Annotated in this window: 19 protein-coding genes; 7 read left to right on the top strand and 12 right to left on the bottom strand. The window is 28.6% G+C overall.

What is annotated here, in order from left to right:
- From Q0984_RS05990 to Q0984_RS05975, 4 genes are read right to left on the bottom strand one after another with little or no spacing between them, the layout of a single operon-like run.
- A complete protein-coding gene (locus tag Q0984_RS05990; RefSeq protein ID WP_299525065.1) occupies nucleotides 1–465 on the bottom strand; it encodes a hypothetical protein in 465 nt (154 codons plus the stop codon).
- An 11-nt stretch (nucleotides 466–476) separates the two neighbouring features.
- Nucleotides 477–1,316, bottom strand: coding sequence for a CBS domain-containing protein (locus Q0984_RS05985; protein WP_299525062.1), 840 nt, complete (start codon nucleotides 1,314–1,316; stop codon nucleotides 477–479).
- Between the two features lie 56 nt (nucleotides 1,317–1,372).
- Entirely contained in the window at nucleotides 1,373–1,798 is a 426-nt protein-coding gene (locus Q0984_RS05980) for a universal stress protein (protein WP_299525059.1), read from the bottom strand.
- Between the two features lie 36 nt (nucleotides 1,799–1,834).
- Nucleotides 1,835–2,992 carry an amidohydrolase family protein gene (locus tag Q0984_RS05975; RefSeq protein ID WP_299525056.1) on the bottom strand — a complete coding sequence of 386 codons (1,158 nt, stop codon included), beginning with the start codon at nucleotides 2,990–2,992 and terminating at the stop codon, nucleotides 1,835–1,837.
- A 174-nt stretch (nucleotides 2,993–3,166) separates the two neighbouring features.
- On the opposite strand from Q0984_RS05975, the gene Q0984_RS05970 reads away from it, so the two are divergent.
- Nucleotides 3,167–3,793 carry a zinc ribbon domain-containing protein gene (locus Q0984_RS05970; RefSeq protein ID WP_299525051.1) on the top strand — a complete coding sequence of 209 codons (627 nt, stop codon included), beginning with the start codon at nucleotides 3,167–3,169 and terminating at the stop codon, nucleotides 3,791–3,793.
- Nucleotides 3,794–3,795: 2 nt separating this feature from the next.
- Here Q0984_RS05970 and carB read toward each other — a convergent pair whose 3' ends face one another.
- From carB to nadC, 4 genes are all read right to left on the bottom strand, one after another.
- A complete protein-coding gene (gene carB, locus Q0984_RS05965) occupies nucleotides 3,796–6,972 on the bottom strand; it encodes a carbamoyl-phosphate synthase large subunit (protein ID WP_299525048.1) in 3,177 nt (1,058 codons plus the stop codon).
- 39 nt (nucleotides 6,973–7,011) lie between these two features.
- Nucleotides 7,012–8,094 carry a glutamine-hydrolyzing carbamoyl-phosphate synthase small subunit gene (carA, locus tag Q0984_RS05960; protein WP_299525045.1) on the bottom strand — a complete coding sequence of 361 codons (1,083 nt, stop codon included), beginning with the start codon at nucleotides 8,092–8,094 and terminating at the stop codon, nucleotides 7,012–7,014.
- Between the two features lie 72 nt (nucleotides 8,095–8,166).
- Nucleotides 8,167–8,829, bottom strand: coding sequence for a class I SAM-dependent methyltransferase (locus tag Q0984_RS05955; RefSeq protein ID WP_299525042.1), 663 nt, complete (start codon nucleotides 8,827–8,829; stop codon nucleotides 8,167–8,169).
- 3 nt (nucleotides 8,830–8,832) lie between these two features.
- Nucleotides 8,833–9,663 carry a carboxylating nicotinate-nucleotide diphosphorylase gene (gene nadC, locus Q0984_RS05950; RefSeq protein ID WP_299525039.1) on the bottom strand — a complete coding sequence of 277 codons (831 nt, stop codon included), beginning with the start codon at nucleotides 9,661–9,663 and terminating at the stop codon, nucleotides 8,833–8,835.
- Nucleotides 9,664–9,730: 67 nt separating this feature from the next.
- On the opposite strand from nadC, the gene rnz reads away from it, so the two are divergent.
- The 3 genes from rnz to nadA are packed head-to-tail and all read left to right on the top strand — an operon-like array spanning nucleotide 9,731 to nucleotide 12,298.
- Nucleotides 9,731–10,633, top strand: a complete 903-nt coding sequence (rnz, locus tag Q0984_RS05945; RefSeq protein ID WP_299525036.1) for a ribonuclease Z — start codon at nucleotides 9,731–9,733, stop codon at nucleotides 10,631–10,633.
- Nucleotide 10,634: 1 nt separating this feature from the next.
- Nucleotides 10,635–11,375, top strand: a complete 741-nt coding sequence (locus Q0984_RS05940; RefSeq protein WP_299525403.1) for a mechanosensitive ion channel family protein — start codon at nucleotides 10,635–10,637, stop codon at nucleotides 11,373–11,375.
- A gap of 5 nt (nucleotides 11,376–11,380) precedes the next feature.
- Entirely contained in the window at nucleotides 11,381–12,298 is a 918-nt protein-coding gene (nadA, locus tag Q0984_RS05935; protein WP_299525033.1) for a quinolinate synthase NadA, read from the top strand.
- A 33-nt stretch (nucleotides 12,299–12,331) separates the two neighbouring features.
- On the opposite strand, the gene Q0984_RS05930 is transcribed toward nadA, so the two are convergent.
- Both Q0984_RS05930 and Q0984_RS05925 read right to left on the bottom strand, forming a co-directional pair.
- Entirely contained in the window at nucleotides 12,332–12,610 is a 279-nt protein-coding gene (locus Q0984_RS05930) for a DUF5750 family protein (protein ID WP_299525030.1), read from the bottom strand.
- Nucleotides 12,611–12,616: 6 nt separating this feature from the next.
- Nucleotides 12,617–13,606 carry an alpha/beta fold hydrolase gene (locus Q0984_RS05925; protein ID WP_299525027.1) on the bottom strand — a complete coding sequence of 330 codons (990 nt, stop codon included), beginning with the start codon at nucleotides 13,604–13,606 and terminating at the stop codon, nucleotides 12,617–12,619.
- 55 nt (nucleotides 13,607–13,661) lie between these two features.
- Here Q0984_RS05925 and nucS point away from each other — a divergent pair, with 55 nt between their 5' ends.
- A complete protein-coding gene (nucS, locus tag Q0984_RS05920) occupies nucleotides 13,662–14,444 on the top strand; it encodes an endonuclease NucS (protein ID WP_299525024.1) in 783 nt (260 codons plus the stop codon).
- Here the strand turns inward: nucS and Q0984_RS05915 are convergent.
- Nucleotides 14,441–14,920, bottom strand: coding sequence for a hypothetical protein (locus Q0984_RS05915; RefSeq protein ID WP_299525021.1), 480 nt, complete (start codon nucleotides 14,918–14,920; stop codon nucleotides 14,441–14,443). The two genes, nucS and Q0984_RS05915, sit on opposite strands and share 4 nt — an antisense overlap.
- 97 nt (nucleotides 14,921–15,017) lie before the next feature.
- Between Q0984_RS05915 and Q0984_RS05910 the strand changes: the two genes are divergently transcribed.
- Entirely contained in the window at nucleotides 15,018–15,716 is a 699-nt protein-coding gene (locus Q0984_RS05910; protein WP_299525019.1) for a zinc ribbon domain-containing protein, read from the top strand.
- 45 nt (nucleotides 15,717–15,761) lie between these two features.
- Complete coding sequence (locus tag Q0984_RS05905) at nucleotides 15,762–16,586, top strand: carbon-nitrogen hydrolase family protein (RefSeq protein WP_299525017.1); 825 nt, start codon at nucleotides 15,762–15,764, stop codon at nucleotides 16,584–16,586.
- Here the strand turns inward: Q0984_RS05905 and Q0984_RS05900 are convergent.
- Nucleotides 16,573–17,424, bottom strand: coding sequence for a HEAT repeat domain-containing protein (locus Q0984_RS05900; protein WP_299525014.1), 852 nt, complete (start codon nucleotides 17,422–17,424; stop codon nucleotides 16,573–16,575). The genes Q0984_RS05905 and Q0984_RS05900 overlap by 14 nt on opposite strands.
- Between the last annotated feature and the right edge of the window lie 41 nt (nucleotides 17,425–17,465).

Genomic DNA, 17,465 nt, shown 5'->3' with positions numbered 1-17,465 from the left:
TTATTTATTTTTCATTTCTTCATATTTTTTTAAAACTATATCCGGAGTTTCTATAGTTTTATCAAAGCTTTCACTAAATGTAAATGTTTTATCTTCAATATTTTCAGTGTTTTTAAAACCTTGAAGAATTAATTGCTTTCCATCAATTTTAAAATTCACATCATCAGCTTTAACTTCAATTAAATTAACTTCAATTTCAGATGCCTCTTCCAGTTTTGCATCAGCTTTAACTTCATATTTTAAAGTTAAATTTTTGTGAGGCATAAGCTCATTAATAGTTCTTTTTATAACAGATTCAAAAAGATCCAAAAATTTTACAACAGGAGGAAAATCATTAGCCCAATAATATGCAAGTACAGAATTTAAAACAATTTCATGTTCAACAAAATCATCTTTAAGTCTTGCTCTAACACCAATTGAACTCCCATCCATTATTTTTATCACTAAAATTGGATTAAGACCCATATCCACCACAATTATTCAATTAAAGCTTTGATTAAATCACTAGCCCTTACAAGACCAATCAATTCTCCTTCCACTCCAATGACTGGAATTTGTTCAATATTTAATGTTTTCATTTTTTTAGCACAATCCGCAGCTTTAGTTTTAGAATTAACTACTTCTACTTTATGAGTACCAACATCTTTAACCAGTTTGTCTGTGAACTTTAAACAATTTTTTTCAATATATAAAACAGAAGTACTATCCCAAGACCATTTATCTCCTTCAGTTCCTACTGTAGAACTATGTTCGCTACGTTCTGAGATAATTTCAGATTCCTCGATAAAATCTGTTTCAGTCAATATACCAACTAATTTAGCAGAATCATTTAAAGCTAAAACAGATTTAAGACCAAATTGTTTCATAGTCTCAAAAGCAACATTTAAAGGAGTTTTATACCAAGTTGTTGGAACATTAGTAATCATGAAATTTTCAACTGGATCATCACGTTCAAGTTTAATTAATGCATTAGCTACCAAATCAAAAGAAGTAATAATACCAACTAAATCACCATTATCATCAACAACAGGAACTCTCCTAACATTATTATCAATCATCTTTTTAGCTACTTCTACAACATCCTCATCAGGACTTGCTGTAACTAAATCAGTACTCATCAAAATAGCTATTTGTTCTTCATCAGGATTAACAATTAAATCTGAACGAGTTATTAATCCAACTAATTGTTTAGTATCACCTTTAACAACTGGAAGTACCGCTTTATCTTCTTTCCTCATTAAATCTAAAACTTTTTCACGGTTTCCAGGAACTGAAACACTAACAACATTTTTAGACATAGCTCTTTTTACTAACATGTTAAAACACCTTAAAATTGTTTATTAAAAATTAAAAAATAGGAAATGTTGAAAAATTAGTGAATAACTAATACTGCACATTTTGCAGCATTAACTACTTTTTCAGCAACACTACCCATTATAAATCTGTCAAATCCGGATTTACCAGAACTACCTATAACAATTAAATCAATATCTTCTTCTTTAGCTACTTCCAAAATAGTTTTAGCTGGTGAACCTTCTTTGATAATACTATGGAATGTAATATCTGATGTTTCCTCCATTTTTTCAAATTCTTTAACATTATCTTCAGAACGTTGTCTGAGTAATTGATTTAATTGGTACACTTCATCATCTAATGGAAGTCCATTAACAAAATTATTTTCAGTAACGCTTAGCGCATAAATATCAGCACCAGTGGTTTTAGCTAAAAATAATGCATGTTTTTCAGCTTTTTGAGCAAATTCTGACCCATCTGTTGGGACTAATATTTTTTTGTACATGTTTTCCATCTCCAATAATTTGACATATTGTTTATATCAAACATTATTAATGTGAGTATCTATATCCATAGTATATAATATATTTTTCGTTTCACAACGATTTATTATATTTAAGTAAGGATTCTTTGAATATCTTTTAGCTATAAACAATTTTGCATCTTGATTAACATCAATTACTGGCTTTTTAATGAATTTATTAATCTCAAAATTACAAATATTGGTAGTAGCCATTTTTAATAAATCTTTAGGGTTCAAATAATTCTTATAACAAACAGACATGATTTTTAAAGTGAACTCCAACTCCCTAAGTAAATTCGGCGAATTCAACATTAGATTATCACTACCTAACACTGGCTTAATTCCCATAGTAAGCATTTTATTTAAAGGAGCTACTCCCACATTCAAAGTTGCATTAGCTCTTGGACAAACAACAACATTAGAATCTTTAATTAATTTCAAATCATCATTTCTAGGATTAGTACAATGAACCAACTGATTAAAATTAGCGTCAACTCCTCTTTGAATTTCAGTTTTATTGAAATCATTTAAGGAATCATCTTGAAGATGCATTGATTCAGCTACATGAATTGAAGATATTTTTCCTGCTTTTTTACATTTTGAAGTTATTAATCTGGCAACTTCATCATTAATTTCTCCAAATCCACTTAAAGCTATACCATCAGCTAATTTTAAAAGTTTACGAATAGCTATTTTAACTTTTCTTAAATCTGGATCCTCCCCATAAAAACTATCATCACGACCAAGAATTATTGGAGTTACAGGTAAATTTTTAGAAGCTTTTTTTAAAAGTTCAACACCTTTAATTCCACCTTCCCTATAATCAATAAAATGTGTTGTTCCTGAATTATACATATACCACATGGATTTTTTCATAGCACTAATAATTTCTTCATCTTCAACATTAGATAATGCTTTATGTTTAACACCATTAGGAGGTTTAACCATTTCACCCAAAGATAAACCATAACCCTCATCTTTAATTATAGAATCACCAATATGAGTATGGCCATTTAAAAAAGTTGGGCAAACAATAGCCTTTGAAGCATCTATAATTCTACCTTCACAGACATCTTTAGCTATTTCTATAATTTTACCATCATCAATAACAATGTTTTCACGAACTGGAGTTAAATCTTGTCCTTTTAGTATGATACCATCTTTAATTGTTAACATTGACAAAAAATTTCTAATTTGTTTTATATATACATTATCATTAAAAGTAATGGAAAATTTTATAAAAACACAACTAAATATATTATTTAGGCGAGGACCATATTTCAATTAATATAAATACAACCTCAATTAACTTCAAAAAGAAATTAGAACACTTTTTTATACCTCCCGAATATGGTTCCTACGCCTTTTTCAAATTATAATGGATGGATTCATATCAATTCACAGGAAATCAGATATTTTTATAGAAATATTGTAAAATCTGGAGATATTTACAGAATAAAATATAACAATAAAGATTATGGTGAGTTTAAAAAATTATCTGATGCATTATATGAAAGAGACGCTCTTTTTTACTGTAATTTTGATTATGATTTACTTGTTGAATCTGATTTAGAAAATAAATATGAAAATATGAAACTGCCCCCATTTCCTGAAAAAAGACCTAAAGGAAGAATAAAAGGCAGTAAAATAAATAAAGACAAAAGAGAAGGAAAAATTCTCTTCGACCATAAAAAACATAAATTTTATGTTCAAAAAGAAGAGACTATTTTTGGATACTATCAAAGTATGACTGAAGCCTATTATTATAAAAAAAGATTAATAGACAATAACTGGGACATAAATACTTTAAAAACAAAACACACTTTAAAAATAAACATGAATAAAAAATTAGACTTGAATAAAGAATATCCTGTTAAATTAAATTATTGTCCTAAATGTAGGCGTAAATTAAAAAATAAAGAAAAAGAATGTCCATATTGTGGAATAGACATTAAAAATTATTTATATAATAAATAATCTTATTCTCCATCAATATGATCATTTAAAGATTTTACATTAATCTCATTATTTTGAACTGCTTCAATAGCATTTAAAGCAGCTCTAGCTCCAGATAATGTTGTAACATAAGGTATACCAAGTTCAATAGCTAAACGTCTAATAATATATCCGTCTTTAGCAGATTGTTTACCTTCAGATGTATTGATAATTAAATCAATTTCCTTATTTAAAATTGCATCCCTAATGTTTGGAGATCCTTGAGATACTTTTTTGATTTTATCAATGTCAACACCTTGTGCTGCATCAGCAGTTCCACTTGTTGCAACAAGATCAAATCCTAAATTAGCTGCTTTTTCAGCAATTGGACGGATTTTCTTTTTATCTTGTTCTTTTACACTAATAAATATTTTACCTGCTTTTGGTAAATCCATACCTGCAGCAAGTTGTGATTTATAAAATGCCATTCCAAAGCTATCATCAATACCAATACTTTCACCAGTAGATTTCATTTCAGGTCCAAGTACAGTATCAGACTCTGGGAGTTTTAAGAATGGGAAAACAGATTCTTTTACAGCAACATGATCAATTTTTATTTCTTTTGTTAAATTAAAGTCTTTTAATTTAGCTCCAGTCATAATCCAAGTAGCTACTTTAGCTAATGGCACTCCAATAGCTTTACTTACAAATGGAACAGTTCTACTTGCACGAGGATTAGCTTCAATAATATAAACCATTTCTTCATCAAGTTTAACAGCATATTGAATATTCATTAAACCTTTAACATTTAACTCTAAAGCCAATTTAGTACTGTATTCCCTTATAGTGTTAAGAATATGTTCTGGAATAGTTTGTGGTGGAATTACACAAGCTGAATCACCTGAATGAACACCTGCTTCTTCAATATGTTCCATGATTCCTGCAATAAATACTTCTTCACCATCACATAACACATCCACATCTAATTCAATAGCATCTTCTAAGAATTTATCTACTAAAATTGGATGCTCAGGTGAAACTTTCACAGCCTCTTTCATATACTCTTCAAGTTCTGTGTTATCATAAACAATTTCCATTGCTCTTCCACCAATAACATAAGATGGACGAACTAAAACTGGGAAAGTAATCCTTTCTGCAATTTCTTTAGCTTCTTCAAATGAATTAGCAGTTCCATATGGTGCTTGATGAATATGTAACTTATTTAATAATTGTGCAAATAATTCCCTGTCTTCAACACCATCAATACTTTCATATGGAGTTCCTAAAATTTTAACACCTGCATTAGCTAAAGGTACAGCTAAATTAATAGAAGTTTGACCACCAAATTGGACAATAACACCATCCGGTTTTTCCTGATTAATAATACCCATTACATCTTCAAAAGTAATTGGTTCAAAGAATAACTTATCAGAAATATCATAATCAGTACTTACAGTTTCAGGATTGTTGTTAATTAAAATAGTTTCAACACCTTCCTCTTTTAAAGCAAGTGAAGAATGAACACAACAATAATCAAATTCTATACCTTGACCTATCCTAATAGGACCTGCACCTAAAATAATAATCTTTTTCTTATTAAATGATTTGAGTTCATTACCTGAATCATAGGTACTGTAATAATATGGTGTTTTAGCTTCAAATTCTGCAGCACAAGTATCTACCATTTTATAGGATTGTTTTATATTAAATCTATTAAGTAAATTCCTAATATATTCTTCAGTTTGATTAGATAAATCTGCTAATCTTTTATTAGAACATCCAATTTGTTTAGCTTTCCTTAAAAAGTCCGCACCATTTAATTTTTCTTCAGTAACTTCATTTTCAAAGTTAACAATGTTTCTAATTTTATATAAGAAAAATTTATCAATGTTAGTTAATTTTTGAAGTTTATCTAAATCAATTCCATCTTTAATAGCTGAATATAATTGGAATAATCTCTCATCAGTTGGATTAGCTAAATCATCTTCAGTGTATTCAACATATTCAAATCCATCATGTCCCATGTCAAGTGATCTGATAGCTTTTTGAATTGCTTCTTCAAAAGTCCTACCAATAGCCATTACTTCACCAGTAGCTTTCATTTGAACTCCTATATGGCGATCAATTCCCCTAAACTTATCAAATGGCCATCTTGGTATTTTTACAACCACATAATCAATAGCTGGTTCAAAAGAAGCAGGTGTTTCTTTAGTAATATCATTTTTAATTTCATCTAAAGTCATTCCTAAAGCTATTTTAGAAGAAATTTTAGCTATAGGATAACCAGTTGCTTTAGATGCAAGTGCACTACTCCTACTTACTCTAGGATTTACTTCAATTACCTTATATTCTCCAGTTTCAGGATTAACTGCAAACTGAATATTACATCCTCCCTGAATACCTAATGCCCTAATAATTTTAATAGATGCATCTCTTAAAGCTTGAGAATCTTTATCATTTAAATTTTGAGCAGGAGCTACAACAACACTTTCACCTGTATGAATTCCCATAGGATCAATATTTTCCATATTACATACAATAATACAAGTGTCTTCTTTATCCCTCATTACTTCATATTCAAATTCTTTCCAACCTAAAACAGATTCATCTATAAGAACTTGATTGATAAAACTCATATCTAAACCATGAGTAGCTATTTCAATTAACTCTTCTTCATTATAAGCTACTCCACCACCAGTTCCACCTAAAGTAAAAGCAGGCCTTACAATTACTGGATAACCAATATCTTTCACTGCTTCCAAAGCTTCTTCAACACTTTCTACAGCATGACATTTTGGAATAGGTTCATTAAGTTTATCCATAAAATGGCCAAATAAATCACGATCTTCAACATCTTTAATTGTTTGAATATCAGAACCAAGAACTTTAATTCCATCAAGTAAACCTAAATCTCCAAGTCCAGTAGCTATATTTAATCCAGTTTGTCCACCCATAGTTGGTAAAATCGCATCTACATTTTCTTTTTTAATAATCTCATATACAATTTCTGGAGTTAATGGTTCAGTATAAACAGTATCTGCCATATCCATATCAGTTTGAATAGTAGCAGGATTACTGTTAACCAAGACAGTTTCAATTCCTTCTTCTCTTAATGATTTACATGCTTGTGAACCAGAATAATCAAATTCTGCAGCCTGACCAATTTGAATAGGTCCAGAACCAATTATTAATACTTTTTTAATATCCTTATCAATAGGCATTTTGTAATCCTCATTAATTTTATTTATAAAATGGTAATCTTAATATTCATCCATCATTTGACTAAATTTATCAAAAATATATCTTGTGTCGTTTGGACCAGGTCCTGCTTCAGGATGGTATTGAATACAGCGAACTGGCAATTCTTTATGTGCAAATCCTTCAGGAGTTCCATCATTAAGATTTATTTGAGTTAAAACTAAATCTGTATCATTAATAGATTCTTTATCAATAGTAAATCCATGATTTTGAGAAGTGATATAAACTTTACCAGTTTGTAAGTCTTTTACTGGTTGATTTGCTCCTCTGTGTCCAAATTTCATTTTATAAGACTTAGCTCCAAAAGACTTAGCTACTAACTGTTGACCCATACATATTCCAAAAATAGGCAACCTATTAGATAATTTTTGAACTGTACTAATAGTTTCATATACTCTGTCAGGATTTCCAGGACCTGAAGTAATCATTAACCCATCTGGAGAATAATCCAATATTGATTTATAATCTGTATCATATGGGAATAAAACAACTCCAATTCCACGTTTTAAGAAATTATTTATAATATTTTTCTTAACACCACAATCAATTAAAGCTACTTTTTTATTAGCATCTTCATTAAAAACTTTAATTTCCTTAGTAGATACCATTGGTACTACATCAATATCAATAATACTAGGTTGAGAACGTGCAAGCTCCACCAATTCATTATCAGAAATATCTTCAGTTGATATAGCTGCTTTCATTGATCCTTCTTCACGAATTTTTAGAGTTAAATCACGAGTGTCAATTCCACTAATCCCCGGTGTTTCAAATTCATTTAAAAAATCATCTAATGTTTTTTGTGATGAAAAATTAGAAACTTCTCTACAAACTTCCCTTACAACAAAACCCTCCGCCTGGATTCTGTCAGATTGATACCAGTCTTCACTCACCCCATAGTTTCCTTCTAAAGGATAAGTAGACATTAATATTTCTCCTTTAAAAGATGGATCAGTTAAAGATTCAGTGTAACCAACCATACCAGTTGAAAAAACAAGTTCTCCCACATTAGTAGTTTCATAACCGAAACCATCACCTTTTAAAACTGTACCATCTTCCAAAGCCAATTTAGCCATTTTTACCATTAAACCACCATTATAAAAAAATAATAATCATCTATCTTTAATAATTATGAATTTCATATATTATTAAATTTATCATTTCTTAGCCCAAAAAACTGCAAACATATAATACTTATAAGGAATTCCAATATATTGACATCCTGCATTTTTTAAACAATCTACTTGAAAATCGACAGAACTCGGTTTATCATAAGTCCTTCTAAGTTTAGCTTCCTCATAAGCTTCATCACTAATATCTCCCTTGTGTTCATCTAATTTAACTTTAAAATATTCCTCAACTTCAGGAAAAGGATTTAAAACTTGATCAGCATTAACAAAATTCCCACCATCATTTAATAAATCAACATATTTTTCAATTAATAATTTTTTATCATCACCAGTTAAATGATGAATAGAAAGTGATGAAATAACAATGTCAAATTTTGTATCAAATTCATGATTTAAATAATCATCACAAACAAAATAAACATTATCATTACCTTCAAAACGTTTTTTGGCTTCATTTAACATTTTATCTGCTAAATCTATAAGAGTAATTTCTGCATTTGGATATTTATTAAGTAAAAATTGAGATAAAATTCCAGTTCCAGCACCTAAATCTAAAACTTTTGGATTATCACCTTCAAAATCTATACAATCAATAGCAATCCCATAAAAATCATCAAAACATGGGATTAATGCTCTTCTTTCATCATCATATTCGCCAGCTTTTTGATTAAATTCATTTACAACAGACACGTTTTAATCCCCAATTAGTTTTAAAGAAAAATTTAAACTTCTACTTGAATGTGTTAATGCTCCTAAAGAAATTATATCAACACCTAATTTAGCATAATCTACAATGTTTTCATCAGTTATTCCTCCAGAAACTTCAATTAATGAATTATCACGAATATCTAATTTAATTAATTCATTTAACACTTTTTGAACATCTTCCGGACCCATGTTATCCAACATCACAATATCTGCTTTATTTTTGACACACTCTACAGCATCTTCCAAAGATTCTACTTCAATTTCAATTTTTTTAGAAAAACTAACATTTTTCTTAGCTTTTAAAAGTGCTTCAACAGGAGTTCCAACACTAGCAATATGATTATCCTTAATTAGAACCATATCATCAAGAGAAAATCTATGAGTATCAGCACCACCAATTCTTAATGCCTGTTTATCATATTTTCCAATAGCCGGCAATGTTTTACGAGTTCCTGCAATTATCACATCATAATCCTTTACTAAATTAACATGATAATTAGCACTAGTAGCTACACCACTCATTCTCATAAGTAAATTTAATACTGATCTCTCAAGCAACAATATTGTTCTTGCATCACCTTTTAAGCTTAATAATAAATCCTTTTTAACTATTTTATTCCCATCTTTTAAGTTAAAAAGTACTTGAATTCCCCTGGACTCAAATATTTCTTTAGCAATATTAATACCTGCTAAAATACCCTCATCTTTAGAAATAATATGAGCAGTTACAATTTTATTTTCATCAACGACTGCTTCAGAAGTAATATCTCCAAAACTTTCATCTTCACTAATCATGTACTCAATTATTTTATCCAAAAAATCACCAAAATTTTAAATTATATGTTGATATATATTTTTATTATAATATATAATAAGTGATTAAATGGAAATTACATTTTTAGGAACTTCTTCAGCAGTCCATACATATACTAGGAATCATCCAGGGATAATTTTAAAAGCTTTTGGTGAAGTTATGTTGTTTGACTGTGGAGAATCAATACAAAAACAATTAATTTATGCTAAAATAAGTCCCATGAAAATATCTAAAATTTTTATTAGTCATTACCATGGAGACCATATATTAGGTCTTCCTGGATTATTACAATCTTTAAATTTTAGAGGAAGAGAAAAACCTTTAAAGATATATGGTCCTAAAGGTCTTGAAAATGTTAAAAATGCAATTTATTCCTTAGGATTTTGTAAAATTGACTTTCCCATAGAGTTTATAGAAATTGAAAATGGAACAATTGTTGAAACTGAAGAATATATTATTAAATCTCAAAAAGTCAAACATAATGTAACTAATCTTGCATATTCCATAGAAGAAAAGAAAAAACCAAGATTTTTAAGAGAAAAAGCTATTGAACTTGGTGTTCCAGAAGGACCTCTTTTCGGAAAATTACATAACAATCAAGAAATTGAAGTGAATGGTCGAATTATACAACCAAACCAAGTTCTTGGAAAGCCTAGAAAAGGTGTTAAAATTACTTATTCCGGAGATTCTCGTCCTTGTGAAGAAATGATTGAATTTGCAAAAGATAGTGATTTATTGATTCATGAATCAACCTACATGTCTGAAGACCAGGATAAAGCTGTAGAAAATTTCCATTCAACATCACAAGAAGCAGCTACAATAGCTAAATACTCAAATAGTAAAAAATTAATATTAACCCACATTAGCCCAAGATATACTGATAGTGATCAGTTATTAAAAGAAGCTAAAGAAGTTTTTAAAAATGTTGAAATTGCAACTGATTTAATGACAATAGAAATTTTAAGTGCATAATATGAATATTTTAAGTATATTTGAAGACCCAATTTCAAAAATAATCTTTATTTTGGTAGTTATATTTCTAACAAGCATTATAGTAAGGCTTGTAGCGTATTTAATGAACAAAATAAAAAGATTCAAAAAAGATATTACTTTAATTTATCTAGTTAGAGATATTATAAATTACATCATCTATTTCATAGCATTAATGGAAATATTACAAATATTTGATATAAATCTAGCTGGAACATTATTAAGTTTAGGAATTGTAGGTATTGCCGTGAGTTTTGCTGCTAAAGACCTCATTTCTAATTTCTTTTCTGGAATATTATTAATAATGGGTAGAAGTGTTAAAGTTGGAGATACACTTGAAATCAAAGAAATGAAAGGAACAGTAGAAATAATACGTCTTCGATCAACAACTATAAAAGATGATAATGGAGTATTAAGCAATATTCCAAATTCTACATTAACTAATAACACATATCTACAATACAATCAAAAAGAAAGATATAGAATAGATTTAATTGTTGGAATCGGACTTGATATAGATATAGAAGATTTTAAAAACCATATTTTAAATTTTATAAACAAACAAGAAGGAGTACTTAAAAATCCCAAAGCTAAAATATTTTCAAAAGGCATAACTTTTGAAGAAACAACATTGAAAATATCTTTTTGGATAAAAGACTTTAATAAAAAAGAAGAATATAAATTAATTATTACTAATGAAGTTAGAAAATATGTTAATAGGTGAGAATGATGAATGAGTCTTTACAAGATGAAATTAAACAATTAAAAGAAGAAAAAAATGCAATAATTCTTGCACATAATTATCAACCAAAAGAAATTCAAGAAATAGCTGATTTCCTTGGAGATTCATTAGAATTATGTATGAAAGCTACTGAAATAGAAGATAAAGATTTAGTTATCTTTTGTGGAGTAGACTTCATGGCTGAAACTGCATATATTTTAAATCCAGATAAAAAAATCATAATCCCTGATTTAGAAGCAGAATGTCCTATGGCACATATGTTACCCGAAGAAGAATTATTGAAAGCAAAAGAAGAACATCCTGATGCTGGAGTAATTCTTTATGTGAATAGTATTGCGGAAGCTAAACAACATGCAGATACATTATGTACTTCAGCTAATGCATTGAAAGTTGCTCAAAGTTTACCTCAAGATAAAATACTCTTTGGACCAGATAATAATTTAGGAAACCATGTGGCTAAACAAATTTCCAAAGAAATCATTCCTGTTCCAAAAGGCGGACACTGTTATGTTCATAAATTATTCCACGTAGAAGATATTGAATTAAAAAGAAAAGAATATCCTAATGCTGAGATTCTTTGTCACCCTGAATGTAATATGGATGTTCAAGAAGCATGTGATAAAGTTCTTTCAACTGGCGGAATGTTAAAATATATTGCACAAAGTGATAAAGAAGAATTTGTAATTGGTACTGAAGTTGACATGATTACAAGGCTCGAAAGTGAAATTCCTGGTAAAAAATTATATCCATTACTTGAAGGAGCTATTTGTAACACTATGAAATTACATACATTAGAAAAAGTAAGAGATGCGCTTAAAAATGAAGCACCTCAAGTAACAGTACCACAAGAAGTAGCTGAAAAATCATTAAAAGCTACACAACACATGTTAAAAGTATCAAAATAGCTAGATAAAAACTAGCTACTTAAAATCTTTTTTTTACACCATATCTTCAAGAAAACTAGATAAAAATAAATTCATTTCTAATTCTTCTCTTAAAATAAAATCATCATTTTTAATCTTAGATTCATTGCTTTTAAATGGGAAAAATTCTTTTTCAAAAAGTGTTTTTAATATTAATTCTCCATCTTCAACATGTGTTTCATCTTCAAGATTATTATCAATGAAATTTAATTGCTTTTGAGACAATCCAGATATTTTATAAATAATAAAACCTTGTTTATCATTTAGACCATAATCTAAAATATTAACGTCCATAGCTAATCACCTGAACTGATTCATAAATTCAATTAATTCATTTTCAATTTTATCAAGTTCCCTAAATCCAATATGACCTAAATCAGAATCATAAATAATTAATTCAGAATCTTTAATTAAACTATGCATAGGAATTGCATCTAAATTTGGAGGAAAATATTGATCCTGATTTATACCAACTATCAAAACCTTAGATTTAATTTTATCCAATTTATCTTCAATATCATAATCTAAAGTTGCATCATTACAATATTTAACATCAAAAATATTATCAAACAAACCTTCATCACCAAATTCATCAAATTCTACATCTAACTGATTGTTTGGAATTTTATGAAGTGCTTCTTTTGAAATACCAAAACTATAAACTGCTTGAGTAGCTAATCTTAATGTTCTCAATAAAGATTTAGTATTTTTTCCAGAATTATAATCTTCATCAGTTACAATAATTTCATCAACAAGTTTAGATAAAATATAATTGCGTCCTGCTACTTTACATCCACTTACACCAGAAATAATAAAGTCAGCATACTCCGGATAGAGTGTCGCACACATTAATGCTACAAATCCACCCATTGAATTTCCAATAATCCCTTTAACATGAAATATGTCAAATTTATCTTTTAAAAATTTATTTTGAAAATTAACCATATCTTCAACAGTATATCTTGGAAACGAATTATTTAATTTAGTTGTAGATGGGCTACAAGACCCTGGAGCACCTAATTCAGAAAGCGAAATAATAAAGAATTCATTCTTATCAAAAGGTCCTCCAGCATATGTTAAAGGACATAATTTATTAACTGAAGCATAATTTCCTAAAGAACCATGACAATATATGATTGCATTATTAATAATGCCATTTTCATCATATTTAGGAGTTCCAAACGTCATATATTCCACTACAACATCATTTAAAACTTCACCATTTTGAAATTCAAATGAATCCATGATATATTCTTCACGTTTTGAAATAAAATAATCATCCAAATCCATGATAAATATTTTCCACAATAAAATATTTAAACTAAACTACAGTAATCTTATTTTAATGAAATATAAAATATTAGAAACCCCAACTAGTGAAGATGCATATGATTTAATAAATGAGGCATTACGAAAAAAAGCTACAATTACAATATATGCATGTTGTAAAGTCAATTATGAAGGAAGGGCATTGAGTGAACTAAATTGGGGAGAGCGTATAATCTTAATAAAACCTGACGGATCCTTTTTAATACATCAAGAAAAAAAAGTAGAACCTGTAAACTGGCAACCTCCAAAATCAAGAACTAGAAGTTATCTTCAAGACAATAACTTGATTTTAGAAAGTCACAGAAGAACACCTAAAGAATTATTAACCGTGAAAATTAAAAAAATACAATACATAACCTATGCCAATATAGAGGACTTTGAAGAGCTTGAACAAGCAGGTTATGAAAAAGACATGGGCGACATGATTATGGAAAAACCTCATATGATTGAAGAAGGATTTAAACCAACAGCAAGAGAATATAGTGTCGAACATGGATTTATAGATATTTTAGGAAAAGATAAAGATAATAATTTAATGATTTTGGAATTGAAAGCACGAAAAGCTGGAGTAAGTGCAGTTAAACAATTAAAAAGATATTTGGATGATTTTGAAGATAATGACAATGATTATCTAAAAGAATGTCTTGTTCAAAAAAAGAAAATTCGCGGTTTACTTGTAGCACCATCACTTAAAGAAGATGCTAAAGAATTAATAGAACAAGAAAACATTGAATTTATAGCAGTAGACCCTCCAAAAGAATTAAAAAGAGATAAAAAAGTAACTCTCGATGCTTTTTAACTTAAAGATTTTTCAATTCTTTTTAATTCATCAACATAATATTTTTTAGTATGTAAATTAGCAGGAATTGAATTTGTTACATGACATTCTTTTTCTAATTTAAAAATAAGATAATCTTCATTATCCAAACTAATAGAACCATCATCACTTAATAATTCTAAATTATCCAATTCTTCAAGAATGTTTTCATATTCTTTTTGTTCTAATGCAACAACGTCTTCCAAATCCATTTCCTGAACTTTAGGATTTAACTGTAAAGCAATAGCTACAAAACCATTTACAGTTTTATTACCAATATCAAATTCAGATTTTCTAATTTCATCCATACTTAACTTAATATGATGAACAGTAGCATTAGTAACTGGAACTTCTCTAGACAAACCAATTTGGTTTATTTCATAATGATTTTTCCATGTGCCAACTTTATAAATTGCATAATTTATATTATCAAATTTTATAATTTCAGGTTCTGCCATACTATCACACCATTTAATATTTATCCATCATCATTTAAAAAACATTTAGTTTTAAATATTATAATAAATAAAAATTAAATTTAATGGAGGTCAAGCTGTGAAAAAATGTCCCGAATGTGGAAATCCTAGTTACGATGGTGCACCTGCATGTGGGAACTGTGGATATAAATTTCCAAAAATAAAACCCTCAGCTCCTAAAAAAGAAATATTTGATAAAGCTCCTGAAAAAAAGAAAAAACAGTTTAGCGACGAAGAAAGTACAATTGAAATCATAAAAGAAAATAGAATCCTTATCGGAGCAATTATACTTATTACAATAATCGTTATCTGTGGAATTATCATTACAGGACCAAATAATAACAACCAAAATACGCAAAATGGTGAAATGGTCAAATTTTCTGAAGCAGGATTTTCATTTAGTCACCCAAGTAATTGGAAGGAAGTAAATGGAACTGACAGCGATCATGAAGGGTCAGTTTTCTTTAAAAATGAAAATAATACAACCATACAATATTATAATGTTTCTAATGATTCCACATCATTAAAAGATATAACTCAAGACAGAATTAGTCATGCTCAAGAAACAGGCGATTATATAGATACCGTTCAAACAATAACATTAGATGGCAGAAATGCTTCAGATGTGATTTTAGAACAATCAAATGGAAATTACACCCGATATGTATCTATGTTTAGTAATGGAGAATTATATGTATTTAAAATAACCGCAGGGTCATTAAATGCTGTTAATTCCAGTGACATCAATGCTGTTCTTGAAACTGCAGATATTGCATAAGTATGAATTTTTCTCATACTTTTTTCTATTTTTTAAGTGTTTATTATGAAAATTAAAATTGCACTATGCCAGACCAATGTAGTTGACAATAAACAGAAAAATATTGAAAATGCTACAACAATGATTTTAAAAGCAGCACAACAAGGTGCTGATTTTATTGTACTTCCAGAAATGTTTAATTGCCCTTATTCCAATGAAAAATTCATAGAATACTGTGAAGAAGAAACAAATAGTTTTACACTATCCAAAATAGCTAAATTAGCTAATGAAAACAATATTTACATTTTAGCAGGATCAATTCCTGAAAAAGAAGACTTGAAAATATTCAATACTAGTTATTTATTTGATAAAACTGGAAATATAATTGCAAAACATAGAAAAATGCATTTATTTGATATTGATGTAAAAGGAAAAATCTATTTTAAAGAATCAGACACCTTAAGTTCAGGTAATAAAGTTACAATAGCTAAAACAGACTTTGGAAAAATAGGTATTGGAATTTGTTATGATATTCGTTTTCCAGAATTAGCTAGGATAATGGCAGAACAAGGAGCGCAAATATTATTTTATCCAGGAGCATTCAATATGACTACAGGTCCTGCCCATTGGGAACTTACATTTAAATCTAGAGCTTTAGATAACCAAGTTTATTGTGTTGGAGTTGCACCGGCATTAAATAAAGATGCCAACTATCACAGTTATGCTCATTCAATTATTACAAACCCATGGGGAGAAATAATTACTCAATTAGATGAAAAAGAAAATATGAAAATAGTTGAAATAGATTTAAATGAAATAAAAAAAATAAGAGAAGAACTTCCTCTTTTAAAAAATAAAAGAAATGATTTATATAAAATTAATTTAATTTAGCTAATCTTTTCTCAAACCAATCTTCTTTTCCTGGTTTTTTCTTAGATAAAACCTCAATAGCTTTATTTAAAATTCTAATTTCATTTTCTAAATCATTGTTTTTTCTATAAAGAATACACAATCTTTTATAAGGAGCATCTTTTGGTTGTTCCTCAGTTACATATTGCTCATATTCCTTAATAGCTTTTTGAACATTGGTTTTTTCCATTTCCTTAATTGTACTCATTGGTTTTACTTTTGATAATGTTTGACCTGATGCTTTTGCTTTTTTAGCTTTTTCAGCTTTCTTAAGAGCTTTATTACATGATTTTTTAAAATTTTTATCTTTTTCTTTACGTCTTGCATCCTTAATTAAATCAATAGATTCATCAGAAGCCAAATCACCTAAAGCATAAATAGTAGCTAAACGAACACCCCAATCTTCATCTTCAAGACCTTTAGCAATTGTATACAATTCATCATGAGCTTGAAGTTCTCCTAAAGCTCTAATAGCTGTTTTTCTTACTCCAAAATCATCATCCTCAACAGCACTTGCAAAATAAGGAATGACTTTTTCATCTTTAGTTTCTTTAAGAGCAAATGTTAAAAAACGTTTATTTTTGCCTGTTTCACTCTCAAATCTTTCAATCAATTTATCCCTAGCAACTTCACCCATATTTCCCAAAATTTCAGCTGCTTTAAATCTTATTTGTGCATTTTCATCAGTAGTTGCTTCAATCAATGGATCAATAGCTTCAGTATCACTTACCCCAATTAAAGCAGTTATAGCATCTTTTCTTATATTTACATCATCACTTGAGAGATTATTAATAGCTTCTTTCAAAATTAAATCAGACATTTTACATCTCCTAAAAGTTTAAAAATCATATTAATAATAAA

This window comes from uncultured Methanobrevibacter sp. (assembly GCF_934746965.1).
Classification (GTDB): Archaea; Methanobacteriota; Methanobacteria; order Methanobacteriales; family Methanobacteriaceae; genus Methanocatella.
The sequence above is the reverse complement of the archived record's forward strand: the minus strand, read 5'-3'. Positions and strand labels throughout refer to the sequence as shown.